Raw genomic sequence first — 14,947 nt, forward strand, 5'->3', positions numbered from 1 at the left:
CCGGATGATGTTCGACCCGAACGCGCCGGTCGAGGTCGTCACGCTGCGCGACGAACGTGCGGGCGAGGCCGATGCGATCGGCGGCGTGATCCGTGCGGCCTTCGCGGGCGAGCCGCAGGGCGGGGCGTTCGAGCAGCGCATCGTCGAGACGCTGCGTGCAGACGGTGCGCTGAGCGTCTCGCTCGTCGCGGAGCGCGACGGGCGTATCGTCGGGCACGTCGCGTTTTCGCCCGTGGCGATCGGCGGCGAGCCGGCCGGCAGCCAGCAGTGGTACGGACTTGCGCCGCTCGCGGTGCGGCCCGATTGCCAGCGCAAAAGCATCGGCGCGGGGCTCGTGCGCACGGGGCTCGACGCGTTGCGGCGGCTCGGCGCGCGCGGCTGCGTGGTGCTCGGCGAGCCGACGTATTACGCGCGCTTCGGGTTCGAACCGCATGGCGACATCGTATTTCCGGGCGTGCCGCCCGAGTATTTCCTCGCGTTGCCGTTCGACGCATCGGCTCCGCTGCCGTCGGGCGAAGCGCGTTATCGCGACGTGTTTTATCCCGCGTAGCGAACGCGGCGGGGCGGGGCGATGCCCAGCACGGGAAAGCCGCTCTTCGGAGCGGCTTTTTATTGCGCGTCGGCCAGGCGTCGCCGCGTCTCGACACCCATGTTCGTGCGTGCCAAAAGAAAAAGCCGCTCCGAGGAGCGGCTTTTCGATGCGTGGATGACGCGCGCCGGCGTTACTGGATCTTCGCCTGCTGGCGCAGACCTTCCTCGAACGCCTGCAGCTTCTGCTGCACGAGCTGCTGCGCGATCTGCGCCTTCACCTGGTCGAACGGCGGCGGTGCGATGTCGCGGACATCGTCGACGCGGATGATGTGCCAGCCGAACTGCGTCTTCACCGGCGTATCGGTCATCTGGCCTTTCTGCAGCTTCTGCGCGGCCGCCGCGAATTCCGGCACGTACGCCTTCGGATCGGACCAGTCGAGATCGCCGCCGTTCTTGCCCGAACCCGGATCCTTCGAGTATTGCTTCGCGAGATCCTCGAACTTCGCGCCGCCCTTGATCTTCGCGATCAGGTCCTTCGCCTGCTGCTCGTTGTCGACGAGGATGTGGTGCAGGTGGTATTCGCGGTTGCCGCCCACGCCCTTGACGAGTTCGTCGTAGCGCGCCTTCACTTCGGCGTCGGTCGGCTGGTTCTTCTTCAGGAAGCTCTCGATCATCGAGCGCAGCACGACGGTCTGCTGCGCGACGGCGACTTGCGCCTTCACGTCCGGACGATTCGGGATGCCTTCGCGAATCGCTTCCTGCATCAGGATTTCGCGGTTCACGAGTTCCTGGCGCACGGCCTGCTGCAGTTGCGGGCCGTCGGTCTGGCCTTGCTGGACGAGCTGCGCGACCATCGCGTCGGCGCGCGACTTCGGAATCGGCGTGCCGTTCACGACGGCGATGTTCTGGGCAAATGCCGGTGCCGCTGCAAAAGCAGCCGCCGCGACCCACAGGCGGGGGGATTTCAGGATCATCGGGAATTCCTAATGAGACTAGATTGAAGATTCGTTGAATTCTTCGGGCGTGTAAGCCACGATCGCGAGCGCGTGAATGCCGCGCTGCATCGCATCAGCGAGCGCATCATACACCAGCCGGTGCCGCGCGACGCGCGGCTTGCCCGCGAACGCGGACGATACGATCGTGACCGTGAAATGACCGCCGGCGGCCGCGCCCGCGTGGCCTGCGTGCTGCGCGCTGTCGTCGCGCACGGTGAGCGACAGCGGCGCGAGCGACGCGGTGAGGCGCGCTTCGATCAGCGCGATGCGTTCGTCGGGGGAAGCGTGGAGAAAGGCGTCGCTCATGTCACTCGTCCTTCAGGTACTTCGCGAGCCACAGGCTCTGCAGGATGATGAATACGACCATCGCGCCCGTCGTACCGAACAGCTTGAAATTCACCCATTGCGATTCGGTGAAGTTGTGCACCACGTACAGGTTCGCGATGCCGAGCACCGCGAAGAACAGCGCCCACGCGAGATTCAGCTTGTCCCACACGGGGGACGGCAGCGTGAGCTGCTTGCCCATCATCTTCTCGATCAGGTTCTTGCTGAACGCATAACGCGCGGCGAGCAACCCGATCGCAAACAGCCAGTACAGCACGGTCGGTTTCCATTGAATGAATTTCTCGTCATGCAGGACGAGCGTGGCGCCACCGAACACGACGATCACGCCGAGGCTGACCCACAGCATCGTGTCGACCTTCCGGTGCCGGAAGGCGACCCATGCGACCTGGGCCAGCGTCGCGACGATCGCGACGGCGGTGGCGGTAAAGATGCCCCAGACCTTGAAGGCGACAAAAAACAGGATGATCGGAAACAGATCGAACAGGAATTTCATGGCGCTCGCAGCTGCGTGACGGGCCGCCGGCGCGGCCTGTCATCGTTGTAGGGACCCGCCAGGCATCGCCGTCGCGGATCGGGGCGGTCGGCCCGCGGCTGGCCGCCCGGCAGATCCGCCCGGCGCCGCTCATTCGTTTTCGGGTCGGGACTCGAAGTTTAACGCAGCCGAATTGATGCAGTACCGCAAACCGGTCTGGTCGCGCGGGCCGTCCTCGAACACGTGGCCCAGATGCGCGCCGCAATGGTTGCAGCGCACCTCGACGCGCACCATCCCGTGCGAGTAGTCGATCTTCTCGTCGATCACCTTGCTGTTGAGCGGCTTGAAGTAGCTGGGCCAGCCGCAGCCCGAGTGGAACTTGGCGCCGGATTCGAACAGCGGCGTGCTGCAGACGACGCACTTGTAGATGCCGGCATCCTCGGTGTCGGTGTATTCGCCGGTGAACGCGCGCTCGGTCGCCGCGTGCTGCGTGACCTCGTACTGCATCGGTGTCAGGCGCCGGCGCAGTTCGGCATCGTCCTTCTGGTACGGGTAGGTCTTGTCGTCGGAATCGTGTGACATGTGAGGGTTCTCCTGATCGGTCGGTCGGGTCGGACGCGTCGTGCGGTCACGACGAGCAGCTCACTTCGAGCGACCCGGCCCAGTCGGGCGGCAATGCCGCATACGCTTCATGCTCCGGTTGTTCGTCGAACGGGCGGCGCAGGATCCGCGCGAGCCGTTCGACTTCCGAAAAATCCTTTTCCTTCGCGCGCCGGATCGCGACTTCGGCGAGATGGTTGCGAAGCACGTATTTGGGGTTCGCGCGGTTCATTGCAACCGCGCGAGCCGCGTCGTCGCGCGTTTCCTCGGACAGCCGCGCGCGGTAGAGGTTCGCCCATGCGTCGAACGCTTCGCGATCGATGAACAGGTCGCGCACGGGCGCGTCGCGGCTCGCGTCGTGCTTCGAGACCTGCGCGAGCCGGCGGAACGTCAACGTGAAATCCGCGCGGCTCGCATGCATCGTCTCGAGCAGCTTGTTCGCGAGATCGGCGTCGTGCTCGCGCTCGAGCTCGAGGCCGAGCTTCGCGCGCATCGCGCGCTCGAGTGCGGGACCGAAGCGCTCCGGAAACGTCGCGAGCACGGCCTGTGCATCGTCCACCGCGCGCTCGGCGCGCGCATCGTCGTCGGCGATGCCGTGCTGCAGCCCGATCAGCGGCAGCAGCGCCTGCGCGAGGCAGTAGCAGTTCCAGTGCGCGATGCGCGGCTGCATCCGGTACGCATAGCGGCCGCCGGTATCGGAATGGTTGCAGATGTGGTTCGCGTCGAATGCGTCGACGAAGCCGAACGGACCGTAATCGATGGTCACGCCGAGGATCGACATATTGTCGGTGTTCATCACGCCGTGGCAGAAGCCGACGGCCTGCCACTGCGCGACGAGGTCGGCCGTGCGCAGCGTCGCGGCTTCGAGCAGCGCGAGGTACGGATCGTCCGCGTCGCGGCAGGCCGGATAGAAGCGGTCGATCACGTGATCGGCAAGCTGGCGCAGCAGATCGGGGCGATCGTTCGAGAAGAAGTGCTCGAAGTGGCCGAAGCGCACGAAGCTCTCCGACACGCGCGTGACGACGGCCGCCGTCTCGATCTCCTCGCGCACCACCGGCTGGTCGGAACCGATCACCGTCAGCGCGCGCGTGGTCGGGATGCCGAGGTGGTGCATCGCTTCCGAGCACAGGAATTCGCGAATCGACGAGCGCAGCACCGCACGGCCGTCACCCATCCGTGAATACGGCGTGCGGCCGCCGCCCTTGAGCTGCAGTTCGTAGCGCCGGCCGTCGGTGCCGGGCAATTCGCCGATCGTCAGCGCGCGGCCGTCGCCGAGCTGGCCGGCCCACACGCCGAACTGATGGCCGGAATAGACCGACGCGTACGGCATCGCGTGCGCGGGCCAGTCGCGCGTCGGGTTGCCGGCGAACAGCTCGGCGAAGCCGGGCTGCGCGGCGATCGCGGGCGGCAGGTCGAGCAGTTGCGCGACTTCGTCGGAAAAGCCGACGACGTACGGTGCGGCAAGCGGCGCGGCCGGCAGCCGCGTATGAAACGCGTCGCCGAGCGTGACGAATGCATGTTCGGCGGGCGCGCCGAGCGTCGCGGCGAGGTCGGGCAGGGTGTCAGCCGCATCGGCTGCGCTTCGGGAAAACGACATGTTGAGCGCCTCTGGGTAAGCCGATATTGTAAGGCGGCGCCGCGCCGCCCGCATGGCGGCCCGCGCACCGCGCGCCACGCCCGTCCGGGGCCGCCGACGGGCGCGCAGCGGGACTGCTTCCGGACGGAAACGGCCCGCAGGACGGTCACCGATTCGCATCCTCGGGGAGAACAAGACGATGAGTAAGCCGTTGCTGGGCCAGATGATGGATGTGCCGCTGCTGGTGTCGTCGCTGATTTCGCATGCGGCGCGGCACGCCGGCGACACGGAGATCGTGTCGAAGCGCGTGGAAGGCGACCTGCACCGCTACACGTACCGCGATTGCGAACGCCGCGCGAAGCAGCTGGCGCAGGCGCTCGTGCGGCTCGGCGTCGAAACCGGCGACCGCGTCGGCACGCTGGCGTGGAACGGCTACCGGCATCTGGAGGCGTATTACGGGATCGGCGGGATGGGCGCCGTGTGCCACACGATCAACCCGCGCCTGTTTCCCGAACAGATCGCGTACATCGTCAATCACGCGGAAGACCGCTACGTCCTGTTCGACATCAATTTCGCGCCGCTCGTCGACGCGATCGCGCCGCAATGCCCGCACGTGAAGGGCTGGGTCGCGATGACGGACGCCGCGCATCTGCCGTCCGGCGCCACGCCGTTCCTCTGCTACGAAACGCTCGTCGAAGCGGAGGACGGCCGCTACGACTGGCCGCGTCTCGACGAGCAGCAGGCGTCGGGGCTCTGCTACACGTCCGGCACGACCGGCAATCCGAAGGGCGTGCTGTATTCGAATCGCTCGACCGTGCTGCATGCGTACGGCGCCGCGCTGCCCGACGCGATGAACCTGTCCGCGATGGACGCCGTGCTGCCCGTCGTGCCGATGTTCCACGTCAACGCATGGGGGTTGCCGTACGCGGTGCCGCTGACGGGCGGCAAGCTGGTGCTGCCGGGCAAGGATCTCGACGGGAAGTCGCTGTACGAGCTGATGGAGGCCGAGCGCGTGACGTTTTCCGCGGGCGTGCCGACCGTGTGGCTCGGCCTGCTGAACTACATGCGCGAAGCCGGCGTGCGTTTCTCGACGCTGAACCGCACGGTGATCGGCGGCTCCGCGTGCCCGCCCGCGATGCTGCGCACGTTCGAGGACGAATACGGCGTGCGCGTGATCCATGCGTGGGGGATGACCGAGCTGTCGCCGCTCGGCACGCTCGCGAAGCTCAACTGGGCGCAGTCGCAGCGGCCGCTCGACGCGCAGCGCCGGTTGCTCGAGAAGCAGGGGCGCGTGATCTGCGGCGTCGACATGCGCATCGTCGGCGAGGACGGTCGCGAGCTGCCGTGGGACGGCGTCGCGTTCGGCGAGCTGCAGGTGCGTGGGCCGTGGGTGATCGACCGCTACTTTCGCGGCGACGCGTCGCCGCTGTCGGACGGCTGGTTTCCGACCGGCGACGTCGCGACGATCGACCCCGACGGCTTCCTGCAGATCACCGACCGCAGCAAGGACGTGATCAAGTCGGGCGGCGAGTGGATCAGCTCGATCGACATCGAGAACGTCGCGATCGCGCACCCGGGGGTGGCCGAAGCCGCCTGCATCGCGTGCGCGCACCCGAAATGGACCGAGCGGCCGCTGCTCGTCGTGGTGCCGCGCGAAGGCGCGAACCTGAGCCGCGACACGCTGCTCGCGTTCTACGAGGGCAAGGTCGCGAAATGGTGGATTCCCGACGACGTCGTGTTCGTCGAATCGCTGCCGCACACCGCGACCGGCAAGCTGCAGAAGCTGAAGCTGCGCGAGACGTTCCGCGATTACGTGTTGCCGACGGCGGTGTGCGAGCCGTAAGCCCGACGCCCGGGCCGTTTCCTGCCTGCGAACCGGTCGCCCGATCCGTCCCCGGATCGGGAACGAAATTCAAATTGAACGACCGTGCTTTTTCGTTGTATGCTGCCTGCGTTCATCCGGACATGCGGCCGTTCGACCGCGCACAATGAAGCGCAGCCAATCCGGCGCGCGATGCATGGAGGCAGGCAGATGGCAGTGGACTACTCGACTCGCGACGGCGTGGCCGTCGTCACGCTCAACAACCCGCCCGTCAACGGGCTCGGCCTGTCGACCCGCCAGGGCGTCATGGACGCGCTCGATCGCGCCGCGCAGGATCCGTCGGTCACGGCCATCGTGCTGACCGGCGCGGGCCGCGCGTTTTCGGGCGGCGCCGACATCACCGAATTCAATACGCCGAAGGCCCTGCAGGAGCCGACGCTGCACACCGTGATCCGTGCGGTGGAGGCGAGCGCGAAGCCGGTCGTCGCGGCGCTGCACAGCGTCGTGATGGGCGGTGGCCTGGAGCTCGCGCTCGGCGCGCATTACCGCGTCGCGGCGCCCGGCGCGCAGGTCGCGCTGCCCGAAGTGAAGCTCGGGCTGCTGCCGGGCGCGGGCGGCACGCAACGCCTGCCGCGCGCGGTCGGGCTCGAAACCGCGCTGAACATGATCGTCTCGGGCGCGCCGGTGCCGTCGGAGCAACTCGCGAAGAGCGGGCTGTTCGACGAAATGGCCGACGGCGACCTGCTCGACGCGGCCGTCGCGTTCGCACGCAAGGTCGGCGCGCAGAAGGGGCCGCATCCGCGCGTGCGCGATCGCAAGATCGTCCACGAGAACGCGGCGGGCTTCATCCAGTTCGCACGCAATTCCGCGCGGGCCGCCGCGCCGAATTTCCCCGCGCCGCACAAGTGCATCGACGCGATCGAGGCCGGCGTGCTGAACGGTTTCGACAAGGGCAGCATCGCCGAGCGCGAAGGTTTCGTCGCGCTGATGATGACGCCGGAAAGCCGCGCGCTGCGCCATGCGTTCTTCGGCGAGCGCGCGGCGAGCAAGATTCCCGACGTGCCGGCCGATACGCCGCTGCGCGAGATCCGCCGGGTCGGCGTGATCGGCGCCGGCACGATGGGCGGCGGGATCGCGATGAACTTCGTCAACGCGGGGCTGCCCGTCACGCTGCTCGAAACGAAGCAGGAGGCGCTCGAGCGCGGCCTCGCGACGATCCGCAAGAATTACGACGCGCAGGTGAAGAAGGGCAAGCTCACGCAGGAAAAGCTCGACGCGCGCATGGCGCTGATCGCGCCGACGCTTTCCTATGACGACCTGAAGGACGCCGACCTGATCGTCGAGGCCGTGTTCGAGGAACTCGGCGTGAAGGAGCAGGTGTTCCGCAAGCTCGACGAAGTCGCGAAGCCGGGTGCGATCCTCGCGTCGAACACGTCGACGCTCGACGTCGACAAGATCGCGGCGTTCACGAAGCGTCCGCAGGACGTGGTCGGCATGCACTTCTTCAGCCCGGCGAACGTGATGAAGCTGCTCGAGGTCGTGCGCGGCGCGCAGACCGCGAAGGACGTGCTCGCGACCGTGATGGCGGTCGCGAAGAAGATCCGCAAGACGGCGGTCGTGTCGGGCGTGTGCGACGGCTTCATCGGCAACCGGATGATCGAGCAGTACATCCGCCAGGCGCTGTTCATGCTCGAGGAAGGCGCGCTGCCCGCGCAGGTCGATCGCGCGATCGAGAAGTTCGGGTTCGCGATGGGGCCGTTCCGGATGAGCGACCTCGCCGGCAACGACATCGGCTGGGCGATCCGCAAGCGGCGCTACGTCGAGCAGCCCGAGCTGCAGTATTCGAAGATCGCCGACCGCCTGTGCGAACAGGGCCGCTTCGGCCAGAAGACGGGCGCCGGCTGGTACGACTACGTGCCGGGCGATCGCAAGGCGAAGCCGTCGTCGCTCGTCGACGAGATGGTCGTCGCGTATTCGAAGGAGCGCGGCGTCGAGCGGCGCAAGATCGGCGACGACGAGATCGTCGAGCGGCTGGTGTTCGCGCTGGTCAACGAAGGCGCGAAGATTCTCGAAGAGAAGATCGCGTCGAAGGCGTCCGACATCGACATGGTCTACCTGACCGGCTATGGCTTCCCGCTGTGGCGCGGCGGCCCGATGCTGTACGCGGACACGGTCGGCCTCTACAACGTCGAGCGCGCGATTCGCCGCTATGCGGCGGCGCCGAACGGCGACGCCTGGCGGCTCGCGCCGTCGATCGCGGAACTGGCGAAGGCCGGCCGCGGGTTCAACGGCTGACGCCGCCGCATCGCGGCGCGGCCGATCCTGTCTGGAGACACGCAATGAAACGCACCGACGACGTCCTGCTCGTGATCGACGTGCAATACGACTTCATGCCGGGCGGCGCGCTCGCGGTGCCCGACGGCGATGCGGTCGTGCCCGTGATCAACGCGCTCGCGCAACGCTTCGACCAGGTCGTGCTCACGCAGGACTGGCACCCGCGCGAGCACGTGTCGTTCGCGGCGAACCATCCGGGCCGCGAGCCGTTTTCGACGCTCGCGCTGCCGTACGGCGAGCAGGTGCTGTGGCCCGTGCACTGCGTGCAGGACACCGACGGCGCGGCGCTGCATCGCGACCTCGACATCCCGCACGCGCGGCTGGTGATCCGCAAGGGCGGCGACGCACAGGTCGACAGCTATTCCGCGTTCGTCGAAGCCGACCGCACGACGCGCACGGGGCTCGCGGGCTACCTGCGCGAACTCGGCGCGAAGCGCGTGTGGTGCTGCGGGCTCGCGACCGACTATTGCGTCGCGTGGTCGGCGCTCGATGCGCGCGCGGCCGGTTTCGAAGCCGCGGTGATCAACGATGCGTGCCGTGCGATCGACCTGAACGGGTCGCTCGCACACGCATGGCAGCAGATGCAGGCAGCGGGCGTCGTACATGCGACGTCCGCGGGCGCGCGCCCGGCGGCGTAGCGCATTTCCCATCCGATTCAGGACATGAAGCAGGACCGAAGGAGACTCGCATGACCGAAGCCGTAATCGTATCGACCGCACGCACGCCGCTGGCGAAATCCTGGCGCGGTGCCTTCAACATGACGCACGGCGCGACGCTCGGCGGCCACGTGGTCGCGGCCGCGCTCGAACGCGCGAAGCTCGACCCGGCGCGCGTCGAGGACGTGATCATGGGCTGCGCGAACCCCGAAGGCGCGACGGGCGCGAACATCGCGCGGCAGATCGCGCTGCGCGCCGGCTTGCCGGTGAGCGTGCCGGGGATGACGGTGAACCGCTTCTGTTCGTCGGGGCTGCAGACCATCGCGCTGGCCGCGCAGCGGATCATCGCGGGCGAAGGTGAAATCTATGTGGCCGGCGGCGTCGAATCGATCTCGTGCGTGCAGAACGAGATGAACCGGCACATGATCCAGGAAGGCTGGCTCGTCGAGCACAAGCCCGAGATCTACTGGAACATGCTGCAGACCGCCGAGAACGTCGCGAAGCGCTACGGCATCTCGAAGGAGCGGCAGGACGCGTACGGCGTGCAGTCGCAACTGCGCGCCGCGGCCGCGCAGGAAGCCGGGCGTTTCCGCGACGAGATCGTGCCGATCACCGTGCTCGCGGGCATCGCCGACAAGGCGACGGGCCGCCTGTTCACGCAGGAAGTGACGGTGTCGGCCGACGAAGGCATCCGCCCCGACACGACGCTCGAAGGCGTGTCGAAGATCCGTTCGGCCGTGCCGGGCGGCGTGATCACCGCAGGCAATGCGAGCCAGTTCTCGGACGGCGCGTCGGCCTGCGTCGTGATGAGCGCCGCCGCCGCGCAGCGCGACGGGCTGCAGCCGCTGGGCGCCTTCCGCGGCTTCGCGGTGGCCGGCTGCGAACCGGACGAAATGGGCATCGGCCCGGTGTTCGCGGTGCCCAAGCTGCTGAAGCAGGCCGGGCTGACAGTCGACGACATCGGCCTGTGGGAGCTGAACGAGGCGTTCGCGGTGCAGGTGCTGTACTGCCGCGACACGCTCGGGATTCCCGAGGATCGCCTGAACGTGAACGGCGGCGCGATCGCGGTCGGCCATCCGTACGGCGTGTCGGGCGCGCGCCTGACCGGCCATGCGCTGATCGAAGGCAAGCGGCGCGGCGTGAAGTACGTGGTCGTCACGATGTGCATCGGCGGCGGGCAGGGCGCGGCCGGGCTGTTCGAAATCCTCTGATCTTTGAGTAGCGGCCGCGGCGACGCTTCGGCGTCGCCGCACGCCGCCGCAGCGAATCGGCGCGGCCGACGCGCCATTCGCGACGGCGGGGAAGCAAACGGCATGCACCCGGCAATGCCGTTTCCCCTGACTTGTCAAACGAATTGCCCCACCTATACTTGCTCTGACATTTGCCTTTCGGCACGATGGGCCGGATCGTGCGTCGCGCGATCCGCGCCGCGAAGATTCGAATCAACGCAGCAGACCGACCGGGGACCGAATGAGTACGACCTATGCAGCCGGGGAACCGCCGCGCGTCGTCAGCGCGGCCGCGAGGCTCTACGCGAAATGCCTGCTGGTCGGATTCGCGTTGCTGCCTGCCTATCTGATTGCCTATCTGTGGTTCTTCAGCGACCGGAGCGTCGTGTTCGAGAGCCACGCCTTCCACGAAATCGCGATCGCGGCGGCGACGATCGAAGGTGCGTTCGTCACCTACGTGACGTGGGTGTGCTACCGGTCGTCGGGCGAGCCGCTGCTGCGCTGGCTGACGCTCGGCTTTCTCGGCTTCGCGATGATCTATGCGTTGCACGGTGCATTCACCGGGATGGCGCACCACAACATCTGGCTGTTCCTGCTGTACGGGCCCGCGTCGCGTTTCGTGATGTCGGCGCTGCTGCTCACGGGCCTGCTGTCGTATTCGCGTCCGCCCGACCGGATCGACAAGCGCACGAGCGTGCGGACGTGGCTGCCGTGGATCGTGTTCTTCGTGATCGTCAACGTGGCGGTCGCGTACATCGCGTATTCGCCGGTCGCGGGCGCGCTCGGCACGCGGCTGTCGATGGAAGGCGGCGCGCTGGTGCTCTCGCTGCTGAACGTGTGCGTGCTGCTCGCGCGGCGGATCCGCTCGCCGCTGATGGTGATCTACGGCGTGTCGATCATGGCGTTCGCGCTGTCGTCGCTCGCGTTCATTCTCGGCAAGCCGTGGAATCACATGTGGTGGCTCGCGCATGCGATCTTCGCGGGCGGATTCTTCCTGCTCAGCTACGGCGTCGTGCAGGCGCTGCAGACGACGCGCTCGTTCTCGGCGATTTATAGCCAGGAAGATCTGATGAGCCGGCTGTCGGAATCGATGGCGCGCACCGAAAGCGCGCTGCAGGAGCTGCGGCGCACGAACCAGAAGCTCGAGTACATGGCCGCGACCGACCCGATGACGGGGGCGTCGAATCGCCGCCAGTTCATCGCGCAGGTCGAGCGCGAGATCGTGCGGGCCGAGCGCGACGGCACGCCGTTCTGCCTGCTCGCGCTCGATCTCGACAATTTCAAGAACATCAACGATGCATACGGGCACCAGATCGGCGACGAGGTGCTGCGCGGCGTCGTGCGCCAATGCCTCGAGGCGATCCGGCCGGCGGGCGCGCTTGCGCGGGTCGGCGGCGAGGAGTTCATGGCGCTGTTGCCGGAGATGCCGCTCGAAGGCGCGCGGATGACGGCCGAGCGCATGCGTTCGTCGATCGCGAGTGCGCCGTTCGGGCTCGACTTCAAGCGCGTGCAGGTGACGGTCAGCGTCGGCGTCGCGCAATACGGCATCGACGGCGGCACGGTCGATGCGCTGCTGCGGGTGGTCGACGAGCGGCTGTACCGGGCGAAGCGGGAAGGGCGCAATCGCGTGGTGTCGCGATGATCCGCATTTCGCCGACGCCCCGGCGGCGGGAACGCCACCGGGGCTTTTTCAGGCCGGTGCCGGTGCCGGCCGGCACACCCGGCACGCCGGGCACGCGCGCAGCGACGCGCTAGCGCGACGCCACCGCCGTCGCCTGCTTCGGCTGTCCGTCCTGTATCGGCTGCGACGCCTGCCACCAGTACTTGCCCGCGCGCTGCTGCGGATCGCGGATCGCGAGATACGTCGTACTCCAGAGCTGCGCCGCGTTGGCTTCGGTCGCGTCGGCGCTGCGCGTGCCGAATGCGTCGGTCTGGTACTTGCCGTTCACGTAGGACCACGTCCACATTTCCGACGTGCGCATGTCGCGCCCGTTCGAGATCACCTGCCAGATCGTCTGCCGCGCCTGCGTGAGCAGCGTGCGCGTCGCGGCCGACAGGTCCTGGCGCGCAAGCTGGCGATCGAGCCCGGCCACCCACATTGCCTGCTGCCACGACCAGATCACCGTGCCGTGATACGCGGAGCTCGTGAACTTCGGCCACAGCGACGGGTTCGCATACGCGGGGTTCGCGATCAGCATCCCGACATCGGTCACGAGCCCGGTCGGGAACGGCCGCGTGACGTCGGCGACGATCCGCTGAAGCTGGTCGTCGGGCGGCGTGCCGAACAGCAGCGCGAAGCCGCCGTCGGAATTCATCACCGGAATCGGGTTGCCCTGCTGGTCGAGCGACAGCGCGTAGAAGGCCAGCGGTGCGGCAGGCGCGGCGCCGGCCGGCACGCCGGCGGATGGCGCATAGGCCGACACGTCGGTGGCCGCCTGCGCGGCCGGCACGCTGACCTGGAACAGCGGCGGCGCCTGCGTTTCCCAGGTGGCCGCTTCGTTCGCCGTGTTGGCGAGCGTTGCGCGCTGCCCGGCATCGAGGTACGGATCGAGCAGGCCGCGGGCGAGGAACGCGTTCGCCGCGCGCAGCGCGGCCGGCACGAGCACCGCGTTCACGTCGTACGGGTACACGCCGCCGCCGAGGCCGTCGGTGCTGTCGCGCCAGTTGCCGACGATTTCGCCTGGCCGCAGATGGATCAGGTTCGCGACCGACGGCTGCTGCGCGAACGGCTGCGCGGTCGTCGCGACGTGCAGCAGATTGACCACGAGGCGGCTGCCGTTGGTCTGCCCGTCGCTGCCGCGCTGCGCCAGGTACGCGGCAGCGCGCGCCTGGCCGCGCGTATCGTCGATCAGCCACGCGGCCGCGATCGGCGCGAGCAGGTAGTCGCTGTCGATCATCTTGTAGTCGTAGGTCGGTGTCGCATCGTTCGGCCGCCCGTTCTTCTGGTTGTCGATCAGCGCGAATTCGCCGATGCCTTCCTCGTGCGCGACCTTGCCGTCGGCCGACAGGCGGCCCAACACCGACGACAGCCCGGCCTCGATCGCCGCCGGTTCGAGCACGGGCATCAGCATGCGCACCGAGATCAGCGTGTCGCGGCCGAAGTACGTGTCGTACTGCCACGAGCCGGCCAGCAGCTTGTCGTTGAAGCTGAGGAATTCGAGCACGTTCTGGCTGACCGGATCGGGATTCACGGACGGGGCGAACAGGTCGGCGTGCGTGATCGGCGACAGCGGCGTCTCGCCCGACAGCGCGTCGATGTGCAGCTTCAGCGTGTGCGAGCCCGTCGGCGCGCTCAGCACGAGCTTGCCGCCCGCTGCCGGCGCGATGCTGCCGCCGTCGCGCAGCGTGATGCGCAGCGCATAGCCGGGCGCGCCGTCGATCCGGTCGCGTTGCCATTGCGCGGTGCCGCCCTGAACCGTCGGCGCGGTGAGGATCTGTTGCGGAATCGTGGCGCCGCCGTTGAAGTCGCGCAGGAAGCGCACGTTGCTCAGCACGCCCTGGCGGATCGTCAGCGTACCGGTGTCGACCGACACGTCGGCGCCGATGCCGTAGAGCGGGCGGCCGTGTGCGTCCGGGGCCGACAACGCGGACGGCGGCGTGTCGAGGCTCCAGTTCACCGGCTGCGCGGTGTCGTCGAACCACAGCCCGGTGCCGCTGTTGCCGGCGGGGAAGACCACGAGCAGGCGCGGTTTCGTCGACGAGCGTACGAGCAGGTGCGCGGCGACCTTGTCCTGCCGGTAGAACGCATTGATCTGGCCGCCGGTGTCCATGCGGAACGACAACGCGGCGGTGTTCGACGGCGGGCTGTTCGATTTGACGTCGTCGTCGTTGCAGGCCGACAGCAGACCGGCACAGACGAGCCCGAGACACAGCGACTTCGCAAGGCGATGCATGTTGATGTCCCTCCTGATGACTGGCGATTTTTATCTGGATGTTCTAATCGACGGATCTCGGGTCCGCTTGATCCCGATTTGTATTCATTCTGGCGAATGACGGGAGTTAATCGGGATGTTGCGATTCTTCGAAAAGAAAATGGGTTGGCAAATAGCCGAATGGCCGATAAATGCCGCAAGCTGGAAACGACAGGGGCGACGCGTCGATGCTCCGCGACAAAGGCAATGCACAAGCCCTTCGCGCGGGTGAATGGCGAATCCGGGGCGGCGAAGAAGATGATACGTAAGCCGTCGTAGGCGATTCTAAATTTACGGGAAAGTCGAAGTCAATAATGTTTTGGTTTTCGAATATTGAATTGAAAAGCTGGCCGCAATTATTACCCGTCTCGCCGGTAAAATGTGCGATTTAACGGATGCGGATAATTTACTCCGTATATCCGGTGACGAAACTGATCGGCAATACCGTATCACGCCGGCGATTGATGCCGGGCAGG

General features: G+C 67.3%; 12 protein-coding genes. 6 read left to right on the forward strand and 6 right to left on the reverse strand.

What is annotated here, in order from left to right; genetic code table 11:
• Positions 1–4 precede the first annotated feature (4 nt).
• A complete protein-coding gene (locus tag WS61_RS30280; RefSeq protein WP_059506033.1) occupies positions 5–550 on the forward strand; it encodes a GNAT family N-acetyltransferase in 546 nt (181 codons plus the stop codon).
• A 172-nt stretch (positions 551–722) separates the two neighbouring features.
• Here the strand turns inward: WS61_RS30280 and WS61_RS30285 are convergent, their stop codons facing one another.
• From WS61_RS30285 to WS61_RS30305, 5 genes are all read right to left on the reverse strand, one after another.
• Positions 723–1,505, reverse strand: coding sequence for a peptidylprolyl isomerase (locus WS61_RS30285; RefSeq protein WP_059506034.1), 783 nt, complete (start codon positions 1,503–1,505; stop codon positions 723–725).
• A gap of 18 nt (positions 1,506–1,523) precedes the next feature.
• On the reverse strand, positions 1,524–1,832 hold the full coding sequence (locus tag WS61_RS30290) for a BolA family transcriptional regulator (protein ID WP_034207535.1): 309 nt from the start codon (positions 1,830–1,832) through the stop codon (positions 1,524–1,526).
• A 1-nt stretch (position 1,833) separates the two neighbouring features.
• A complete protein-coding gene (locus WS61_RS30295; protein ID WP_059506036.1) occupies positions 1,834–2,364 on the reverse strand; it encodes a septation protein A in 531 nt (176 codons plus the stop codon).
• 129 nt (positions 2,365–2,493) lie between these two features.
• Positions 2,494–2,925: a peptide-methionine (R)-S-oxide reductase MsrB gene (gene msrB / locus WS61_RS30300; protein ID WP_059506038.1), complete on the reverse strand. Its 432-nt coding sequence runs from the start codon at positions 2,923–2,925 to the stop codon at positions 2,494–2,496.
• A gap of 46 nt (positions 2,926–2,971) precedes the next feature.
• A complete protein-coding gene (locus WS61_RS30305) occupies positions 2,972–4,807 on the reverse strand; it encodes a YdiU family protein (RefSeq protein WP_373557140.1) in 1,836 nt (611 codons plus the stop codon).
• Between WS61_RS30305 and WS61_RS30310 the strand changes: the two genes are divergently transcribed.
• The 5 genes from WS61_RS30310 (at position 4,719) to WS61_RS30330 (ending at position 12,202) form a co-directional block, all read left to right on the forward strand.
• Positions 4,719–6,362, forward strand: a complete 1,644-nt coding sequence (locus WS61_RS30310) for a 3-(methylthio)propionyl-CoA ligase (protein ID WP_059506042.1) — start codon at positions 4,719–4,721, stop codon at positions 6,360–6,362. The two genes, WS61_RS30305 and WS61_RS30310, sit on opposite strands and share 89 nt — an antisense overlap.
• 189 nt (positions 6,363–6,551) lie before the next feature.
• A complete protein-coding gene (locus WS61_RS30315; RefSeq protein ID WP_059506044.1) occupies positions 6,552–8,636 on the forward strand; it encodes a 3-hydroxyacyl-CoA dehydrogenase NAD-binding domain-containing protein in 2,085 nt (694 codons plus the stop codon).
• Between the two features lie 44 nt (positions 8,637–8,680).
• Positions 8,681–9,313 (forward strand): bifunctional nicotinamidase/pyrazinamidase, encoded by a 633-nt coding sequence (pncA, locus tag WS61_RS30320; protein ID WP_023475610.1) that lies wholly within the window; start codon positions 8,681–8,683, stop codon positions 9,311–9,313.
• A 50-nt stretch (positions 9,314–9,363) separates the two neighbouring features.
• Positions 9,364–10,542, forward strand: a complete 1,179-nt coding sequence (locus WS61_RS30325) for an acetyl-CoA C-acyltransferase (RefSeq protein WP_059506045.1) — start codon at positions 9,364–9,366, stop codon at positions 10,540–10,542.
• A 259-nt stretch (positions 10,543–10,801) separates the two neighbouring features.
• A complete protein-coding gene (locus tag WS61_RS30330) occupies positions 10,802–12,202 on the forward strand; it encodes a sensor domain-containing diguanylate cyclase (RefSeq protein WP_059506047.1) in 1,401 nt (466 codons plus the stop codon).
• Between the two features lie 109 nt (positions 12,203–12,311).
• Here the strand turns inward: WS61_RS30330 and WS61_RS30335 are convergent, their stop codons facing one another.
• Positions 12,312–14,453 carry a hypothetical protein gene (locus WS61_RS30335; RefSeq protein ID WP_059506049.1) on the reverse strand — a complete coding sequence of 714 codons (2,142 nt, stop codon included), beginning with the start codon at positions 14,451–14,453 and terminating at the stop codon, positions 12,312–12,314.
• Positions 14,454–14,947: the final 494 nt, after the last annotated feature.

The sequence above is a fragment of the Burkholderia sp. ABCPW 11 genome, assembly GCF_001523445.1.
Classification (GTDB): domain Bacteria; phylum Pseudomonadota; class Gammaproteobacteria; order Burkholderiales; family Burkholderiaceae; genus Burkholderia.

Coding starts and splice junctions, on each gene's coding strand:
- WS61_RS30280 (WP_059506033.1), top strand. CDS start 5: ATGATGTTCGACCCGAACGCGCCGGTCGAGGTCGTCACGCTGCGCGAC.
- WS61_RS30325 (WP_059506045.1), top strand. CDS start 9,364: ATGACCGAAGCCGTAATCGTATCGACCGCACGCACGCCGCTGGCGAAA.
- WS61_RS30295 (WP_059506036.1), bottom strand. CDS start 2,364: ATGAAATTCCTGTTCGATCTGTTTCCGATCATCCTGTTTTTTGTCGCC.
- WS61_RS30290 (WP_034207535.1), bottom strand. CDS start 1,832: ATGAGCGACGCCTTTCTCCACGCTTCCCCCGACGAACGCATCGCGCTG.
- WS61_RS30315 (WP_059506044.1), top strand. CDS start 6,552: ATGGCAGTGGACTACTCGACTCGCGACGGCGTGGCCGTCGTCACGCTC.
- WS61_RS30310 (WP_059506042.1), top strand. CDS start 4,719: ATGAGTAAGCCGTTGCTGGGCCAGATGATGGATGTGCCGCTGCTGGTG.
- WS61_RS30335 (WP_059506049.1), bottom strand. CDS start 14,453: ATGCATCGCCTTGCGAAGTCGCTGTGTCTCGGGCTCGTCTGTGCCGGT.
- msrB (WP_059506038.1), bottom strand. CDS start 2,925: ATGTCACACGATTCCGACGACAAGACCTACCCGTACCAGAAGGACGAT.
- pncA (WP_023475610.1), top strand. CDS start 8,681: ATGAAACGCACCGACGACGTCCTGCTCGTGATCGACGTGCAATACGAC.
- WS61_RS30285 (WP_059506034.1), bottom strand. CDS start 1,505: ATGATCCTGAAATCCCCCCGCCTGTGGGTCGCGGCGGCTGCTTTTGCA.
- WS61_RS30330 (WP_059506047.1), top strand. CDS start 10,802: ATGAGTACGACCTATGCAGCCGGGGAACCGCCGCGCGTCGTCAGCGCG.